Annotated in this window: 16 protein-coding genes; 4 read left to right on the plus strand and 12 right to left on the minus strand. The window is 57.3% G+C overall.

Annotated features, from left to right (window positions below; genetic code table 11):
• Window positions 1-16 precede the first annotated feature (16 nt).
• Entirely contained in the window at window positions 17-1,174 is a 1,158-nt protein-coding gene (gene rnd / locus ACR0I7_RS03910; RefSeq protein WP_480508616.1) for a ribonuclease D, read from the plus strand.
• Between the two features lie 8 nt (window positions 1,175-1,182).
• Here rnd and ACR0I7_RS03915 read toward each other — a convergent pair whose 3' ends face one another.
• Window positions 1,183-1,707, minus strand: coding sequence for a hypothetical protein (locus ACR0I7_RS03915; RefSeq protein ID WP_480508618.1), 525 nt, complete (start codon window positions 1,705-1,707; stop codon window positions 1,183-1,185).
• Between the two features lie 138 nt (window positions 1,708-1,845).
• Between ACR0I7_RS03915 and ACR0I7_RS03920 the strand changes: the two genes are divergently transcribed.
• Entirely contained in the window at window positions 1,846-2,256 is a 411-nt protein-coding gene (locus ACR0I7_RS03920; protein ID WP_480508620.1) for a SufE family protein, read from the plus strand.
• Window positions 2,257-2,271: 15 nt separating this feature from the next.
• Here ACR0I7_RS03920 and ACR0I7_RS03925 read toward each other — a convergent pair whose 3' ends face one another.
• The 3 genes from ACR0I7_RS03925 to ACR0I7_RS03935 form a co-directional block, all read right to left on the minus strand.
• Window positions 2,272-2,925, minus strand: a complete 654-nt coding sequence (locus ACR0I7_RS03925; protein WP_480508622.1) for a DUF1638 domain-containing protein — start codon at window positions 2,923-2,925, stop codon at window positions 2,272-2,274.
• Window positions 2,926-3,010: 85 nt separating this feature from the next.
• Entirely contained in the window at window positions 3,011-4,045 is a 1,035-nt protein-coding gene (locus ACR0I7_RS03930; protein WP_480508624.1) for a Hint domain-containing protein, read from the minus strand.
• A gap of 146 nt (window positions 4,046-4,191) precedes the next feature.
• Window positions 4,192-4,890, minus strand: coding sequence for a corrinoid protein (locus tag ACR0I7_RS03935; protein WP_480508626.1), 699 nt, complete (start codon window positions 4,888-4,890; stop codon window positions 4,192-4,194).
• Window positions 4,891-5,197: 307 nt separating this feature from the next.
• Here ACR0I7_RS03935 and ACR0I7_RS03940 point away from each other — a divergent pair, with 307 nt between their 5' ends.
• Window positions 5,198-6,265, plus strand: a complete 1,068-nt coding sequence (locus tag ACR0I7_RS03940; RefSeq protein ID WP_480508628.1) for a PA0069 family radical SAM protein — start codon at window positions 5,198-5,200, stop codon at window positions 6,263-6,265.
• Between the two features lie 49 nt (window positions 6,266-6,314).
• Here the strand turns inward: ACR0I7_RS03940 and gltA are convergent, their stop codons facing one another.
• Both gltA and gltX read right to left on the minus strand, forming a co-directional pair.
• Window positions 6,315-7,610 carry a citrate synthase gene (gene gltA / locus ACR0I7_RS03945; RefSeq protein WP_480508630.1) on the minus strand — a complete coding sequence of 432 codons (1,296 nt, stop codon included), beginning with the start codon at window positions 7,608-7,610 and terminating at the stop codon, window positions 6,315-6,317.
• A 121-nt stretch (window positions 7,611-7,731) separates the two neighbouring features.
• Window positions 7,732-9,132 carry a glutamate--tRNA ligase gene (gene gltX, locus ACR0I7_RS03950; RefSeq protein WP_480508632.1) on the minus strand — a complete coding sequence of 467 codons (1,401 nt, stop codon included), beginning with the start codon at window positions 9,130-9,132 and terminating at the stop codon, window positions 7,732-7,734.
• Between the two features lie 78 nt (window positions 9,133-9,210).
• Between gltX and ACR0I7_RS03955 the strand changes: the two genes are divergently transcribed.
• Window positions 9,211-11,253: a ComEC/Rec2 family competence protein gene (locus ACR0I7_RS03955; RefSeq protein WP_480508634.1), complete on the plus strand. Its 2,043-nt coding sequence runs from the start codon at window positions 9,211-9,213 to the stop codon at window positions 11,251-11,253.
• Here ACR0I7_RS03955 and lexA read toward each other — a convergent pair.
• From lexA to ACR0I7_RS03985, 6 genes are all read right to left on the minus strand, one after another.
• Window positions 11,250-11,948 (minus strand): transcriptional repressor LexA, encoded by a 699-nt coding sequence (lexA, locus tag ACR0I7_RS03960; protein ID WP_480508636.1) that lies wholly within the window; start codon window positions 11,946-11,948, stop codon window positions 11,250-11,252. The two genes, ACR0I7_RS03955 and lexA, sit on opposite strands and share 4 nt — an antisense overlap.
• Before the next feature lie 80 nt (window positions 11,949-12,028).
• Complete coding sequence (locus ACR0I7_RS03965; protein WP_480508638.1) at window positions 12,029-13,201, minus strand: molybdopterin molybdotransferase MoeA; 1,173 nt, start codon at window positions 13,199-13,201, stop codon at window positions 12,029-12,031.
• The gene (moaC, locus tag ACR0I7_RS03970; RefSeq protein ID WP_480508640.1) at window positions 13,198-13,671 is read right to left on the minus strand and encodes a cyclic pyranopterin monophosphate synthase MoaC; all 474 of its coding nucleotides are present in this window, start codon (window positions 13,669-13,671) and stop codon (window positions 13,198-13,200) included. Before moaC ends, ACR0I7_RS03965 begins: the two co-directional genes overlap by 4 nt.
• Entirely contained in the window at window positions 13,671-14,483 is an 813-nt protein-coding gene (gene trpC / locus ACR0I7_RS03975) for an indole-3-glycerol phosphate synthase TrpC (RefSeq protein WP_480508642.1), read from the minus strand. The genes moaC and trpC overlap by 1 nt, the downstream gene beginning before the upstream one ends.
• Window positions 14,480-15,499 carry an anthranilate phosphoribosyltransferase gene (gene trpD / locus ACR0I7_RS03980; RefSeq protein WP_480508644.1) on the minus strand — a complete coding sequence of 340 codons (1,020 nt, stop codon included), beginning with the start codon at window positions 15,497-15,499 and terminating at the stop codon, window positions 14,480-14,482. Before trpD ends, trpC begins: the two co-directional genes overlap by 4 nt.
• A complete protein-coding gene (locus ACR0I7_RS03985; RefSeq protein WP_480508646.1) occupies window positions 15,496-16,077 on the minus strand; it encodes an anthranilate synthase component II in 582 nt (193 codons plus the stop codon). The genes trpD and ACR0I7_RS03985 overlap by 4 nt, the downstream gene beginning before the upstream one ends.
• Window positions 16,078-16,125 lie beyond the last annotated feature (48 nt).

The raw sequence follows: 16,125 nt of genomic DNA on the forward strand, positions 1-16,125 counted from the left end.
AAGAATAGTACGGCGTATGAAGACCCTGACAACGACACAAGAGCTGGCCGAGTTCTGCGAGGCAGCCGCAAGATACCCCTATATTACGGTAGACACCGAGTTCCTGCGAGAGCGGACCTATTACTCGAAACTCTGCCTTGTCCAACTGGCGGTTCCATCGGACGAAGAAGACAGCGCCGTGCTGGTCGATCCGCTGGCCGATGGGATGTCTTTGGCGCCGCTTTACGAGCTGTTCGGCAATCAGGATGTGGTCAAAGTTTTCCACGCCGCGCGTCAGGATCTTGAGATTTTCTGGGTCGAAGCGGGGGTCTTTCCCAACCCGCTGTTTGATACGCAGGTGGCCGCAATGGTCTGCGGCTTTGGAGAGCAGGTCGGCTATGAAACGCTGGTGCGGAAGATTTGCAAACAGGGCGTGGACAAGACCTCTCGATTCACGGACTGGTCTCGCCGCCCGCTGACAGACGCGCAGAAAACCTATGCTCTCGCAGATGTTACGCATCTGCGTCAGATCTATGAATATCTTGCTGCCGAGCTGAAAAAATCCAAGCGCAGTCATTGGGTTGCCGAGGAGCTGCGGATTCTGACCAACTCCGCCACCTATGACATCGAACCCCAAGACGCATGGCGCAGGGTTAAGACGCGGACAAATTCCGCTAAATTCCTGGCGGTCGTCCGAGAGCTGGCGCAGTTTCGCGAGGCCTATGCCCAGGAAAATAACGTCCCGCGCAGCCGGGTGTTCAAGGATGATGCGCTGATCGAACTGGCCTCGACCAAACCCAAAACACCAGGTGATCTGGGAGGATCGCGATTGTTGTTGCGCGAGGCACGCAAGGGCGCGATTGCCGAAGGTATTCTGGCCGCCGTCAAGCGGGGCGTGAACTGTCCGGCAGATCAGCTGCCAAGGCTCGATAGCAGCAAAGACAAGCTGAAGGTGAACCCGGCGCTGGCCGATTTGTTGCGCGTTCTGCTCAAGTCCAAAACCGAAAGCGCGGGCGTTGCCGCCAAGCTGATCGCGACAAGTTCAGAGCTTGACCAGATCGCAGCCGGTGAACGCGAGGTCCCCGCATTGTCAGGCTGGCGCTTTGAAGTCTTCGGAGAGGATGCTCTGAAGCTCTGCGAAGGGAAAATCGCACTGGCTGCAAAAGGGCAGGTGGTTCAGGTCGTTTCCCTGTAGTCCCGCGTTCAGCGGCGCCGTGATTCCAGGGCGTTTTGCTGGCCCGTCACGCGGACAAGGCGAATGCCCTCAAGATCCTGTGCGCTCAGGCTAATGGCATCTGACACCATCCGTGAGCGTTCGCTTCCCTGATTGGTTGCGCGGCGCGGGTATGTGACCTGGAACGTGAACTCCATAAGCCCGTTCTTTTTGTTTTCTTCCGACTCAACCAAGCGAAGCTGGGCGTTGTATGCGCCCTGACGAACAGCCGTACCCGCGGCATAGACGATCGCGCCTGTGGGCGTCGGGTCAATCCGCAGCTCATCGATGACGGCAATGGGCACACTCGTGTCCTCATCCGCGGGGCGGGAGAACAATCCTGTTCCGCTGCTTTGTTTGGGTACGAGAGCATCCGCATCATTCGGCGATGTCTCAACAGGGGCAGGGGTGCTGCTGCCGAACCAGTTCGTCGGGTTCACCCGAGAATCTCGCCAGCCGCTGCATGCAGACAGAACCAATACGGAGACCAGAAGAGCGGAAACGGTTTTTTGCATGATCCCAAGCGCTTTGAGTAGTAATTACCGCAATGGGTTAGCGCAAAAATGCAGAGTTGAAAAGCCATGCTGGGGTAGACAGGCGGGCAACAGCGGCATAGGTGACAAATTGTGATCGTAATCGAAGGACCGCCGCAAATGGCAACACCTGCCTTTGAAGAAATTGTTGAAGATTTCGAGTTTCTGGAAGACTGGGAAGATCGGTACCGTCATGTGATCGATCAGGGCAAGGCCATGCCCCCGCTTGATGAGGCGCTGAAGGTCCCCGCGACCAAGGTGGACGGGTGCGCAAGTCAGGTTTGGCTGCATCCCGTCATTGATGCTGGCGTCTTTCGGTTTGACGGCGACAGTGATGCGTTGATTGTTCGTGGCCTGATCGCGGTTCTGCGGGCGCTTTATAACGATTTGCCCGTGGCCGAAGTGTCAAAAGTGGACGCACCTGCCGAACTGGCGCGATTGGGGCTGAACGATCACTTGTCGGCACAGCGCTCGAACGGGGTGCGTGCAATGGTCGAGCGTATTCGAAACGTGGCGCATGAAAACGCCTGACCCAACCGGGTCCTGTCAGCTGTCTTTTGCCCAGTCAGAGAGCGTGGTCTCGAGATCTCCGTAACCCGTAAGGCGGCGTTCAAAGGCCAATCCCATACGGTCGGCGCAGTCGCGGGCACGTTGGGTCAGGGCAGGGTCGTCGACCTGCGCCTGATAGATCAGCTTGGTGTAATTGCCGAAATACATCTCAAGCAGTTCGGGATGACGATCCAGCCCTAGCGGTTTCCAGACAAACGCATCGAATTGGCGCGCTAGAAAATCTGTCAGGTAAAAGGCGGTGGTTTCATCTTCGCCACGCTTCTCGAAAGTCCGATTGCCTTCGTAAAAGGAATAGCAATGCGGGCCCGGAATCATCTCAACCCCCAAGCGTTCACAGGCCTGTTGCAGTAACCCTCCGGTGCCGCAATCGGCATAAACGACATAGATCTTGTCATAGTCGTTTTGATGCTTGGCAACAGCGTCTTCTACGGCGCGTGTAATGCGGTCAGGATGAACATGCAGAATCGCCGGAAGGCAGGTCAGTGCCATGTGGTCCCAGCCATTGCGGTGTTTGAGATCGAGAATCTCGCGCGCCAGCGCGCCGCAGGCAATCAGCAAGATGTTCTGCTGTGCGCTGCGGCTCTCAAAACCTTGTGTTGTCAGCCTCTGGTCGTCAGGCGCTCCGTCCATTTGCATGCTCTGCGTCTCTATGAGAAGGTGCGACCAGAAGATATCCAATGCAGGACTAAGGCAAGCCCGGTTCCGGCATTTTAGGTCAGGTGACCGACGCTCTGGTCTCGACGCCACTGAGCACAGGGCGTGCCACAGGGCCATATGCTTCAAGTCCAATATCGGACAGTTCGGGAAACAGGGACATTATCTCTTGGCGGGCGTCGTCTTCCAGACTGGTCCATCCGACAAGGCCCGGATGAAAGCTCTCGCTCAAACACCCTTCGGACCAGACCAGTTCATGTTGGTCAAACAGCAGATGATAGTAGGTGACCAAGCCGCCTTCTTGCAGCACCACAGACTGGCCGTCTACCAGATGTTTTGCAGGGGTCAGCGCCTCAGCATGGCCGGTGTTCAGTTCGACGCGCCAATCACGGATCAGCATTCTGTGCTGCTGAGAAACCAGCAGTTCGCGGCGGTTTCCAACTGCGCCAGCACGGAACAGAACGGGTGCAAATTTGCCTAATGCAGTAACGGTCCTTTCTCCGATCCAACGCAACGGTTGAAAGCCGTGATCCAGAGTCTTGATCAAACTACCGGCTCGGAGGGTCTCAATGGGGACCTCGCCGCGGTCTGTCGTAATCAATGTGCCGGTTGTAAAACATGTCACGATATCCCAGCTTTCACGGCTTCCAGTCAGGCCAGAAAAGTTGTTTCCATTCAGGCTATTGAAGGTGATTGATCTGATTGCTCCAGCTTCAAGCGTCGCCTGATCGGCGTTGGGCGAGAATTCTGGCATCAGATACGCATTGCCATTGATGTCTTGAGCCACAACAGCTGTTATGTTTGCGGTGGTCCCATCAATGTAAGTGATCGTAGCGTTGTATATCGATGTGCCATCAAAGGTCTGAGCTGGCCCGCCGTCGATCGAAAACTGCTCCGGTGGAGAGTTGTCCATTTCATAGACGTTGCCGGAGAGGCTGACGGGACTCCATGTAACCGCATTGTTCAGAAGGGCATCACCAGGTCCACCAAATGTCTGACCGACCAGAGCTGACGCGTTCTCGGCGATATTGTTGCCTTCAACTGTATCAATATCGGCAAGAACACCAAGCGAGATAGCTGTAAACGTTGTGGGCACGGTAACCTCGAAACTAAAGTAATGCTTTGTACTGAATAATCTCCTTAAATTCTGTAAAGATGTTTTTTAAGGGGAAATCTATAAATTTAATAAATTGAAAAGGCCGCCCTGAACGAGCGGCCCTTGGAAATTTGGCTAATACTAAGTTAGCCCGCCAGTTGATTGTGTTTGCGAGACACGAATTCTTTGGCTGTTTCCACCGCAACCGCCGCGTCGCGGCAATAGGCATCGGCGCCAATTGCTTTTCCGAATTCCTCATTCAGGGGGGCACCGCCGACAAGCACGATGTAGTCGTCGCGTACACCCTGTTCGACCAGAGTATCTATCACAACTTTCATGTAGGGCATTGTGGTTGTCAAAAGCGCGGACATACCCAGAATGTCAGGCTCTTCCGTTTCCAGCGCTTCAAGATAGTTTTCGACCGGATTGTTGATACCAAGATCGACAACCTCAAAACCTGCACCTTCCATCATCATGGACACGAGGTTCTTGCCGATATCGTGGATATCGCCCTTGACCGTGCCGATCACCATTTTCCCGACACGTGGTGCGCCGGTTTCGGCCAGCAGGGGCTTAAGGATCGACATACCGCCCTTCATCGCGTTGGCCGCCAGCAGGACTTCGGGCACAAACAGAATACCGTCGCGGAAATCATGGCCCACGATGGTCATGCCGCCAACCAGTGCTTTGGTCAGGATGTCGTAAGGCATCCAACCGCGTTCGAGCAGGATGTTCACACCTTCTTCGATTTCTTCCTTCAGACCGTCATAGAGGTCATCGAACATCTGCTCGACGAGCTCATCGTCGTTCAATTCTGACAGGACGATGTCTTCTTCATCGGACATAGGTCATTTCCCTGAGCTGTAAGGACGTGCGGTCCTGGTTGGCATTTTTTTCGTTTTGGCCATTTCGTCGCAGTTAGACTGTGACGATTGCGACCAAGGTCGTTCTGGGACCGACCTTTAAGACAAAATCTGAATTGTCACGACCGAATTATTTGCATGATCATCCTGTATTTCTTTCAGGTTAGCCTCACGTCATCACGAGACGGTCGCCAAGCAGGAATGGCAGAGGGCGGTCGGGCCAGAGCGTAGTTTTTCTTGCCTGACTGGGTGAATTGGCATAAATCAAATTAGAACAAAGAGAGAACATATGCCTGGTCAATCAAAAGCAATAGGACGAGGAGCCGTCTCAAACACCGCGGGCAGGTTTGAGCCTCTTGCGACTGAAGACATCGATGATGGCTGGGACCTGATCGAGGATTTGCCGCCCTTGCGCACGGATATACGTGATGAAACCGCGCGCAGTCTGATCACGTATAATCGCTCTCCGGACTTGCCGTTTGATCGGTCTATCAACCCTTATCGGGGGTGCGAACATGGCTGCGTCTATTGTTTCGCCCGCCCGACACATGCCTATTTGGGCCTGTCAGCTGGGCTTGATTTTGAAACCCGGCTGATTGCACGGGCCAACGCGGCCGATGTTTTGAGGCGCGAGCTGTCTGCGCGGCGGTACAGGGTTGCTCCGCTGGCGTTGGGGACCAATACGGACCCATATCAGCCCATTGAGAAAACGCGGCAAATCACCCGATCCTGTTTGAAGGTGCTGCAAGAGTTTCAGCACCCTTTGGGCATCGTGACAAAGGGGGCTTTGATTGAGAGGGATCTGGATATTCTGGCGGCTATGGCGCAGCGTGGCTTGGTGCGGGTGGGTATCTCGCTCACAACGCTGGACGCTGGTTTGTCTCGTCGGATGGAACCGCGTGCCCCGTCACCGCGGCGCCGGATTCGTATGATAGAACGACTGACCGGGGCAGGGGTTCCGGTGCGTGTGATGACCTCGCCCGTCATTCCCGGCCTGACTGATCATGAGCTGGAGAGCCTGCTGGAAGCGGGGCGTGATGCGGGTGCTGACGCGGCCAGTTGGATCATGCTGCGCCTGCCGCGCGAGGTGTCGACGCTCTGGCAGGAATGGCTTGAGGTGCATCAGCCGAACAGGGCGGCTAAGATCATGGCCCGGCTACGTGAAATGCATGGCGGCAAAGACTACGATCCCCGCTGGGGGCGCAGAATGCGGGGCGAAGGCGTGTACGCGGAAATGATTGCTAAGCGCTTCAAAGCGGCGACCGAGCGTTTGGGGCTGGCCGTCAGGACGCCACCGTTGCGCTGTGACTTGTTCGCAAGGCCCGCGCAAGCCGGGGATCAACTCACCTTGTTCTAACGGCAAAGCCCCGGAGCGTGTCCGGGGCTTTGGGATGTTTTGGCTTTAATCAGCGGTTTTCGATGTCGACATAGTCGCGCATTGTTTCACCCAGATACAGCTGGCGGGGACGGCCAATCTTGTTTTGAGGATCGGCGATCATCTCTTTCCACTGGCTGACCCAACCAACGGTGCGCGACAGCGCAAAGATCGGGGTGAACATCGAGGTCGGGAAACCCATCGCCTCAAGGATGATGCCCGAATAGAAGTCTACATTCGGGAACAGCTTTTTCTCGGCGAAATACGGATCTTCCAGGGCTTCTCTTTCCAGCTCTTTGGCGACCTGCAGTTTGGGGTTGTCTTCGATGCCCAGCAGATCGAGCACTTCGTCGGCCGACTGTTTCATCACTTTGGCACGCGGGTCAAAGTTCTTGTAGACGCGGTGGCCAAAGCCCATCAGGCGGAACGGGTCGTTCTTGTCCTTGGCGCGGGCGATGTATTCCGGGATGCGGTCAACGGTTCCGATCTCTTCCAGCATCTCCAGGCAAGCCTGGTTCGCGCCGCCATGGGCCGGGCCCCAGAGGCAGGCAATACCCGCCGCGATACATGCAAACGGGTTTGCACCGGAAGACGACGCCAGACGGACCGTCGAGGTGGACGCGTTCTGTTCGTGATCAGCGTGCAGGGTAAAGATCCGATCCATCGCGCGGCTGAGAATCGGGTTCACTTCATAATCTTCGGCAGGAACTGCAAAACACATCTGCAAGAAATTGGATGCATAGTCGATATCATTACGCGGATAGATGAAGGGCTGGCCGATGTGATATTTATAGGCCCACGCCGCTATGGTAGGCATCTTTGCGATCAAGCGATGGGAGGCAACCTCGCGCTGATGAGGGTCCGAGACATCGGTTGAATCGTGATAAAAAGCCGACATTGCGCCCACAACACCAACCATAATTGCCATCGGATGCGCATCGCGGCGGAAACCGCGATAGAAATACTGCATCTGCTCGTGCAGCATCGTGTGGCGGGTGATCGTCGTCTCGAATTTCTCCAGGTCTTTTGCTGCCGGCAGTTCTCCGTAAAGCAGCAGATAGCACACCTCTAGGAAATGAGATTTTTCCGCCAGTTGATCGATCGGGTACCCGCGATGCAGCAGCTCACCTTTTTCGCCATCGATATAGGTGATGGTGCTATCGCAGCTGGCCGTCGACGTGAAACCGGGGTCATATGTAAAAACGTCAGCCTGGCCGTAAAGCTTGCGGATGTCGATGACATCAGGCCCGGCCGTTGGTGAATGTACTGGCAGCTCATACGTCTTGCCATGGACATTCAAAGTAGCGTTTTTCTGGCTCTCGGTCATGGTATCCCTTCCTCAATCTTGCACATATCGGTTCGCTGACCGACAGGGCGGGCAACGGCTGCGCGCGGACGCGCAGTCCGGGTGTTAGCGGAGCAGCGTTACCCGAATGTGAAGTCTGGGTTTACTTCGCTGCATCGGAAAGCCGCGCCAGGCTTTCTTCTCGTCCCAGCACAAGCATCATGTCAAAAACCGAAGGTGTAACTGCACGACCTGCCAGCGCAGCCCGCAGAGGGCCCGCAAGTTTGCCGAACTTAAGCCCTTTCGTTTCTGCAAACGAATTCAGGGCCTCCTCCAGTTCGCTTCGCGTCCAGCTAACATTTTGCAGCTGCGGCGTCAATTCCTCCAGTATACCGTCGGATACAGAACTGAGCGCTTTCGTCGCTTTTTCATCAGGCTGAACCGGTCTTGAAATCAGCGCAAAATGCGCTTTTTCAAGGAGTTCTGGAAATGTTTTTGCCCGATCTTTGAGGCAATAGAGCGCACGTCCCAGATCACCGGATTGTGTCTTTGACAGCGCGGGCAGCTGTGACGCCGACAGATAATCTTCAAGTTCCTGCTGCAATGCAGCATCATCTGTGATGGCAATGTGCTGTCCACACAGATTTTCCAGTTTTTTCAAATCGAAACGGGCCGGGCTCTTGCCGATTCCGTCCAGATCGAACCATTCGCGCGCTTGTTCATCGGTGAAAAACTCGTCGTCACCGTGGCTCCAGCCCAGGCGTGTCAGATAGTTGCGCATCCCCGCAGCCGGGTAGCCCATCGCCTGGTATTCCTGCGCACCCAACGCGCCGTGGCGTTTGCTGAGCTTTTTGCCATCAGGACCGTGGATCAGAGGAATATGCGCCCAAACCGGGACGTCCCAACCCATCGACTCATAGATCATCATCTGGCGGGCGGCATTGTTCAGGTGGTCGTCGCCCCGGATCACATGGGTGACTCCCATATCGTGGTCGTCCACCACCACAGCCAGCATGTAGACCGGTGTTCCATCCGAGCGCAGCAGGACCATGTCGTCCAACTGGTCGTTGCGGATCGAGACATCGCCCTGCACCTGATCCCGGATTACCGTGACGCCCTCTTTCGGGGCTTTGATGCGGACAACATATGGCTGGTCGGGGTGGCTGGCGGGATCGGCGTCGCGCCACGGGCTTTGGAACAGAGTCGATTTGCCGTCCGCGCGCGCCTGTTCGCGGAATGCTGCAATCTCATCCTGAGTAGAGAAGCATTTATACGCCTTGCCCTCGGCCAGCAGCTGATGTGCAACCTCGGCATGTCTTGCGGCACCTTCAAACTGGCTGACGACCTCGCCATCATGGTCCAGCCCCAGCCAGGACATGCCCTGCAGAATCGCGGCCGTCGCCTCGGGCGTCGAGCGCTCGCGATCGGTGTCTTCTATCCGCAGCAGAAACTTGCCCCCGCGGCCCCGGGCATACAGCCAGTTGAACAACGCAGTACGCGCGCCCCCGATATGCAAAAAGCCTGTGGGCGACGGGGCAAAGCGGGTGACGACCTGATCAGACATAGTGTTGATTAACCTTTTGGTAACCGTGTCGGGCATAAGCTGGCGCCTGTCTAACGAGCCCGGAGGACGGGGGCAACCATGCGTGTTCTGGCACGGGTCGAGGCGGCAATGCTGAACCAGCGCGGATACCTGTTTCAGTGGTCTCCGGTTTGCTTGGCGATTGGCATCGGCCTCTATTTCGCGTTGAGATTCGAACCGGACCCGCAAAGCTACTATGGTCTTGTAGTTGTTGTTCTTTTGGGCGGTTGGGTTGCGCGCCGAATGCCCGACGCCTGGTCTCCGCTGGTCATCGGAGGAACTCTGATTGCGGCGGGGTTCATTCTGGCAGGCGCGCGTGCCCATATGGTGGCCGAACCGGTCCTGCAATGGCGTTACTACGGCCCGGTAGAGGGGCGGGTCGTGGCGCTGGACCGGTCAGCCTCGGATGCGCTGCGGGTGACGCTGGATCACGTCCGGATCGGTGACGTATCCGCCAAGCGGCGCCCGCAGCGTGTTCGGATTTCGCTGCATGGCGGCACGGTGCCTTTGTCGCCGGGGCAACGGATCATGACCACGGCTTATCTGTCGCCGCCGCAGGGTCCGGTAGAGCCAGGCGGCTTTGATTTCCGACGCCATTCATGGTTTCAGAGACTGGGTGCCGTTGGCTATACGCGCGTTCCCGTTCTGACAATTTCACCACCGGGCGAACATCAAAAGGGCGTACGCGTCACCGCATGGCGTATGGCCATATCTGAACGAGTGCGTTCGATCCTGCCCGGTGAGATTGGCGGGTTCGCCGCCGCAGTGACAACGGGCGACCGCAGCGGGATGGGGCAGGCGACCCTTGATGCGTTACGGCAATCAAACCTCGCGCATCTGCTGGCCATTTCCGGCCTGCATATGGGGTTGCTGACCGGATTTGTCTTTGTTGCTTGCCGGATTGGACTGTCAGCCATTCCCGCGCTGGCGCTGCGCGTGCCGGTCCGCAAACTGGCGGCAGTCTTCGCCCTGGTCGCTGCACTGATCTATTTCCTGCTGTCGGGCGGAAATGTTGCCACGGAACGCGCATTTGTAATGGTGAGCGTCATGCTGGGGGCGGTTCTGATCGACCGCCGCGCGATCTCTCTCAGGGCGGTGGCGGTCGCTGCGCTGATTGTTCTGGTTCTGCGACCCGAATCCTTGCTGAGCCCGGGTTTCCAGATGTCCTTTGCAGCCACAACGGCTCTGGTGGCCGTTTTTGGTGGGCTGCGTGACTATGGACCAAATCATCGCCTGCCCAAATGGCTGCGCCCGGTCTCGGGCCTGTTGCTGTCTTCGGCAATTGCCGGGCTTGCAACAGCGCCGATTGGTGCGGCGCATTTCAACACGATGGCGCATTATGGGCTATTGGCGAACCTGTTGTCGGTCCCGGTGATGGGCATGATTGTTGTCCCGTCGGCGGTTGTCGCGGCGCTGCTTGCGCCATTGGGGCTTGAGAGTTTGGCGCTGTGGATCATGGGGCTCGGGCTTGGGTGGATAATCTCGGTTGCGGATTGGATCTCGGGTTTGAACGGCGCGCAGGGCTATGTCATCAGCCCGCCGGACTTTGTATTGCCTGTCATGGCGTTGGGGGCGTTGTGGATCATGCTGTGGCAAGGGCGCTTGCGTTGGATCGGAGCGGTCCCGATTGTGAGCGCGTTGACGTTTTGGGGGCAGGGGCAGCGGCCCGAGGTTTTGATCGCCGAAACCGGTGGGCTGGTTGGAGTGATGACAGAAACGGGTCGCGCATTGAGCAAACAGAAGGGGAGTGGATTCGTCGCGACGGTCTGGTTGGAAAACGACGGTGACGGCGCGGATCAGTCAAGCGCAGCAGACCGATGGCCAAATGAAGTCGCGCAGGTGCAGCGCTATTCTTTGAATGACAAAGAACTGGTCCATCTGACGGGGCAACGCGCAGCGCGGGCTTTTACCACATGCCACAGCGATCAGATCGTCGTATCGGCGGTACCTGTTTCGCTAAAGGGCGAATGCCTTTTGTATGATCCTGACAGGCTGCTTGAAACCGGCAGCCTATCGATCTCGCAGGGAAAAATACGCAGCAGCACCCAAATATCCGGGCACCGGCTGTGGTCGCCCGTCCCATCGGACGGGCCAAGGCCTTAATAGCTGCGGATCAGGCCGACCAGACGCCCTTGAACCTTGACCTTGTTGTCGGGCAATACACGGGTTTCATAGGCTGGGTTTGCAGCCTCCAACGCAATGGCGTTGCCGCGCCGGAAAAACCGTTTGAGCGTCGCTTCCTGATCCTCGACCAGAGCGACCACGATATCACCATTATCCGCAACCGTTGTTTCGCGGATGACAACGACATCTCCGTCGTTGATTCCGGCATCGATCATCGAATCCCCACGAACCTCCAGCGCGTAGTGATCCCCTTGCCCCGTGACCATCGAGCCGGGCACCGCCACGCGATGAGAGACATGGCTGATGGCTTCGATCGGAACACCGGCAGCAATGCGACCCATCACCGGCAGTTCCATCGCATCAACCGTAACCGGTTCGAAATTCGCGGGCCGTGGGCCCATGGGCTTGTCCCCTTCAATGACGCGCGGCGTGAAGCCGACAGTTGGCTCTCCTCCAAGGCTTTCCGGCAGTTTGACAATTTCGATGGCCCGGGCGCGGTGTGCCAGACGGCGAATAAACCCGCGCTCTTCCAAGGCGGTGATCAGCCGGTGAATTCCGGATTTCGACCTAAGATCCAGTGCGATCTTCATTTCGTCAAAACTGGGCGGAACGCCATCCGCCTGAACACGTTTGTGGATGAATTCCAACAAATCCAACTGCTTCTTGGTCAACATAGCTGACACCTCGTCGCTCACATGTTTTCTTTTGTTCTACGCATGTTCACGTTTTGTGTCAACGGATTTGCTGATCAGGCTCAGATCGGCAGGAATTGAACCTCTTCGCCGGCCTGCCGCGCAGGGTCATGCGGCGCGCGCAGCAACAGAGCGTTGGCTTCCGCCAGAACGCTCAGCAGGGAGCTGTCCTGATTTTCGCTGGCGCGTATGCCGTCTTCGTCGACGATAGCGCGCATATAATGCTCCCGTGGGCCATTTTCATTTAACGGCATGCTGAGCTTGGTGCGGCGCAAGCGGGGCAGAACCTGATCCAAGCCCAGCATGCGACGGACCATGGGGACAAGGAAGACATAGCCGCAAACCATCGCACTGACAGGATTTCCGGGCAACCCGACCATGGCTGCGTCGCCCAGCCGTCCGGCCATAAGCGGTTTGCCAGGGCGCATCCTGACCTTGTAGAATGCCTGTTCCATACCCAGTGTCTGAGACACATCCGACACCAGATCATAGTCGCCGACGGACGCGCCGCCGATGGTGACTATCAGATCAGCGCCTTTGGCCAATCCAAACGCTGTTTCAAGGGACCAGGTCGTGTCCCTTGCAATTGGCAAGATACGCACATGCGCGCCTGCCTTTTCCAGCAGCGCCTTAAGCCCGAACGTGTTCGACGCGATAATCTGATCCGGGCCGGGCGTATCCCCGGGCATGACCAACTCATCACCAGTTGAAATCAGGGCGATCTGCGGTTTCCGCACTACTGGAACCGATGCGATGTTCATCGCGGCCATCAGGGCAACGTCTTCGGCCCGGATAAGGCGCGGCGCGGTGAGGGTTGTGCCCTTGGTAAAGTCGATCCCGGCCGGGCGAATGTTGGATTTGCTGCCCGGTTGATCGGAAATTGTAATCAGGTCGTCGCGGCGATCCACATCCTCTTGAATGACAACAAAATCAGTGCCTTGCGGAATTGGCGCGCCCGTAAAGATACGGACCGCCTGTCCGGCTCCTACCGTTCCGTCGAAACGTTTTCCGGCAACGGCTTCGCCGATGACCTTGAACATGGCGTGCAGCTCGACCTCGTCAGCCTTGACCGCATAGCCATCCATCGATGACGCCGCAAACGGGGGCTGATTGCGTGTTGCTGACACATCTGCGGCCAGAACACGACCCGCGGCCTCAGCCAGAGGCACCGTTTCGGCAGCCAGCGGTGAGACCAGTTCAAAAAGAAGGGCGCGGGCGTCCTCGACCGTGATCATTTCGCTTCGTAACGTCCTGATTTGCCGCCGTCTTTCAGTAAAACCCGGATTCCACCAATCTCCATTGCCTTATCGACGGCCTTGGTCATGTCATAGACAGTCAGCGCAGCGGTTGACGCTGCCGTCAGCGCCTCCATCTCAACACCGGTCTGGCCCGAGGTTTTGACGGTTGCCTCAATCTGAACGCCGGGCAGCTCTGGATCGAGGGTCAGCTCGACCGCCACTTTGGTCACCGGCAGAGGATGGCAGAGCGGGATAAGGTCCGGTGTTTTCTTGGCCCCCATGATGCCGGCCAGCCGGGCAACACCCAGAACATCACCTTTCTTTGCCCGACCTTCTGAAATGATATCAAAGGTTTCCTGCGCCATTTTGATATGCCCTGCTGCAACGGCAACACGGTCAGTGATCTGTTTGTCAGAGACATCAACCATATGCGCCTGACCTTGGGCGTCGAAATGCGTCAGCGACATCACATCCCTCCGGGGATCAGTGGATTTGCAAGCAGTGTACGTGTGGCCTGCGCGACATCTTCTTGCCGCATCAGGCTTTCACCGATCAGAAAGCAACGCGCCCCGTAGCGGGCGATATCGGCCAGATCTTCAGGCGTGCTCAAACCGCTTTCGCACACGATGGTCCGATCCCCCGGCACCAGTTTTGACAGTTGGCGTGTCGTATCAAGAGACGTCTCGAACGTCTTGAGATTACGGTTGTTTATGCCAATCAGCGGGCTCTTTAGGTTGGCTGCGCGAGTCAATTCTGCCTCGTCATGGACCTCGATCAAGACATCCATGCCCCAATCAAAGGCGGTCTGTTCCAGCTCTGCGGCTTGCCCGTCGCTTACCGATGCCATTATGATCAGAATACAGTCTGCACCCAACGCACGCGCTTCGACCACCTGATAGGGGTCGTACATGAAATCTTTGCGTAAGGCGGGCAGCGAACAGGCCTCGCGCGCGGCGGTCAGATACTCTTTTGCACCTTGAAAACTGGGCGTGTCGGTGAGCACGGACAGGCAGGCCGCGCCGCCCTCTTCATAGGCCTGGGCCAGTGCCGGCGGATTGAAATCTTCGCGGATCAGACCTTTGGACGGGCTGGCCTTTTTGACCTCGGCAATCAGGCCATAACCCTGCCGCGTCGCGGTTTGCAGCGCTGCGGCAAATCCGCGAACCTCGGAGGCCTCACGCGCCTCTTGTTCGATTTCTTCTAGGGGCTTGCGCGCCTTGTCTGCTGCGACTTCCTCAAGCTTGTAGGCTTTGATCTTGTCCAGAACGGTCTCGGTCATGCGGCTTCCTGTGTAATGCGGGCAAGTGCAGCGATCTTGTCTTTGGCTTTGCCGCTGTCGATGCTTTCGGCGGCTTTTTCCACACCTTCGCGAAGGTCGCTGGCTGCGTCGGCGACCACAAGGGCCGCAGCTGCGTTCAGCAAAACTGCATCACGATAGGCAGATGGCGTGCCATCTAGCAGGGCGCTAAAGGCGGTGGCGTTTTCGGCCGGCGTGCCGCCAATGATATCCTCGAACGGATGAACGGGCAGGCCGGCGTCTTCTGGATGCAGTTCAACATCTTTGACCACGCCATCCTCAAGCGCTGAGACCCAGCTGACGCCTGTGATCGTCAGTTCATCGGTTCCGTCTGAGCCATGGACGAGCCAGGCGCGTTCGGCCCCCAACAAACCAAGGGTTTCGGCCATGGGGCGGATCAGCTCTCGGCTGAACGCTCCGGTCAACTGCCGTTTGACCCCGGCGGGGTTGGTCAGTGGACCGAGGATGTTAAAGATCGTGCGGGTCCCAAGCTCTTGCCGCGACGGCATGACATGAGCGATCGCGGGGTGATGCATCGGGGCCATCATAAAGCCGATCCCGGCATCTTGCAGAGCTTTTTCAACGACCTGTGGCCCAACCATCACGTTGACACCCATCTGACCCAGCGCATCTGCAGCGCCGGATTTCGAGCTAAGATTGCGATTGCCATGTTTGGCCACCGTGACCCCGGCTCCGGCCACAACAAAAGCCGTTGCGGTTGAAATATTAAGCGTGCCCTTGCCGTCGCCGCCGGTGCCGACAATATCCATTGCCCCAGCGGGCGCGGTCACCTTGTTGCATTTGTCCCGCATGACGGCTGCGGCTGCGGCAAATTCCTCGATCGTTTCGCCGCGGGTGCGCATGGCCATAAGCAGCCCGCCAATCTGGCTGGGCGTGGCTTCGCCATCAAACAGAATCGCAAAGGCCTGTTCTGCCTCGGCACGGGTCAAGGGGCGGTCGGCAGCGGCTCCGATCAGCGGTTTAAGGGCGTCGCTCATGCGGGGACTTTCATCTCATTCAGGAAATTTTTCAGCAAGGCATGCCCATGCTCAGATGCGATGGACTCGGGATGAAACTGAACGCCGTGGATCGGCAGCTCTTTGTGCTGCAGGCCCATGATGGTACCGTCCTCCAGCTCTGCCGTGATCTCAAGACAGTCGGGCAGGGTGCCGCGTTCGACCACAAGGGAATGGTACCGCGTGGCCTCAAACGGGGATGGCAGGCCAGCAAAAACGCCTTTGCCACTGTGTTTCATCGTACCCATCTTGCCATGCACGATTTCATGACAGCGAATAACCTTGCCGCCAAAGCTTTGACCGATGGTTTGGTGACCAAGGCAAACGCCCATCAAAGGGGTCTTTGTCTCTGCGGCTGCTTCGGTAAGCGCAAGGCAAATTCCGGCCTGATCCGGATCGCAGGGGCCGGGGCTCAGCAGGATGCCGGCGGGGTTCATGGCCATGGCTTCCTGCACATCCAGCGCATCGTTGCGCCGAACAACCATTTCAGCGCCAAGCTCGCCCAGATAGTGAACCAGATTGTAGGTAAACGAGTCGTAGTTGTCGATCAGCAGCAGCATTTGGTTACTTACCTCAGCTATGGCATTTCAGGCTGGCGATGCCGCCCT

This window comes from Ruegeria sp. AM1 (assembly GCF_056540745.1).

Coding starts and splice junctions, on each gene's coding strand:
- rnd (WP_480508616.1), top strand. CDS start 17: ATGAAGACCCTGACAACGACACAAGAGCTGGCCGAGTTCTGCGAGGCA.
- ACR0I7_RS03915 (WP_480508618.1), bottom strand. CDS start 1,707: ATGCAAAAAACCGTTTCCGCTCTTCTGGTCTCCGTATTGGTTCTGTCT.
- ACR0I7_RS03920 (WP_480508620.1), top strand. CDS start 1,846: ATGGCAACACCTGCCTTTGAAGAAATTGTTGAAGATTTCGAGTTTCTG.
- ACR0I7_RS03925 (WP_480508622.1), bottom strand. CDS start 2,925: ATGGACGGAGCGCCTGACGACCAGAGGCTGACAACACAAGGTTTTGAG.
- ACR0I7_RS03935 (WP_480508626.1), bottom strand. CDS start 4,890: ATGTCCGATGAAGAAGACATCGTCCTGTCAGAATTGAACGACGATGAG.
- ACR0I7_RS03940 (WP_480508628.1), top strand. CDS start 5,198: ATGCCTGGTCAATCAAAAGCAATAGGACGAGGAGCCGTCTCAAACACC.
- gltA (WP_480508630.1), bottom strand. CDS start 7,610: ATGACCGAGAGCCAGAAAAACGCTACTTTGAATGTCCATGGCAAGACG.
- gltX (WP_480508632.1), bottom strand. CDS start 9,132: ATGTCTGATCAGGTCGTCACCCGCTTTGCCCCGTCGCCCACAGGCTTT.
- ACR0I7_RS03955 (WP_480508634.1), top strand. CDS start 9,211: ATGCGTGTTCTGGCACGGGTCGAGGCGGCAATGCTGAACCAGCGCGGA.
- lexA (WP_480508636.1), bottom strand. CDS start 11,948: ATGTTGACCAAGAAGCAGTTGGATTTGTTGGAATTCATCCACAAACGT.
- ACR0I7_RS03965 (WP_480508638.1), bottom strand. CDS start 13,201: ATGATCACGGTCGAGGACGCCCGCGCCCTTCTTTTTGAACTGGTCTCA.
- moaC (WP_480508640.1), bottom strand. CDS start 13,671: ATGTCGCTGACGCATTTCGACGCCCAAGGTCAGGCGCATATGGTTGAT.
- trpC (WP_480508642.1), bottom strand. CDS start 14,483: ATGACCGAGACCGTTCTGGACAAGATCAAAGCCTACAAGCTTGAGGAA.
- trpD (WP_480508644.1), bottom strand. CDS start 15,499: ATGAGCGACGCCCTTAAACCGCTGATCGGAGCCGCTGCCGACCGCCCC.
- ACR0I7_RS03985 (WP_480508646.1), bottom strand. CDS start 16,077: ATGCTGCTGCTGATCGACAACTACGACTCGTTTACCTACAATCTGGTT.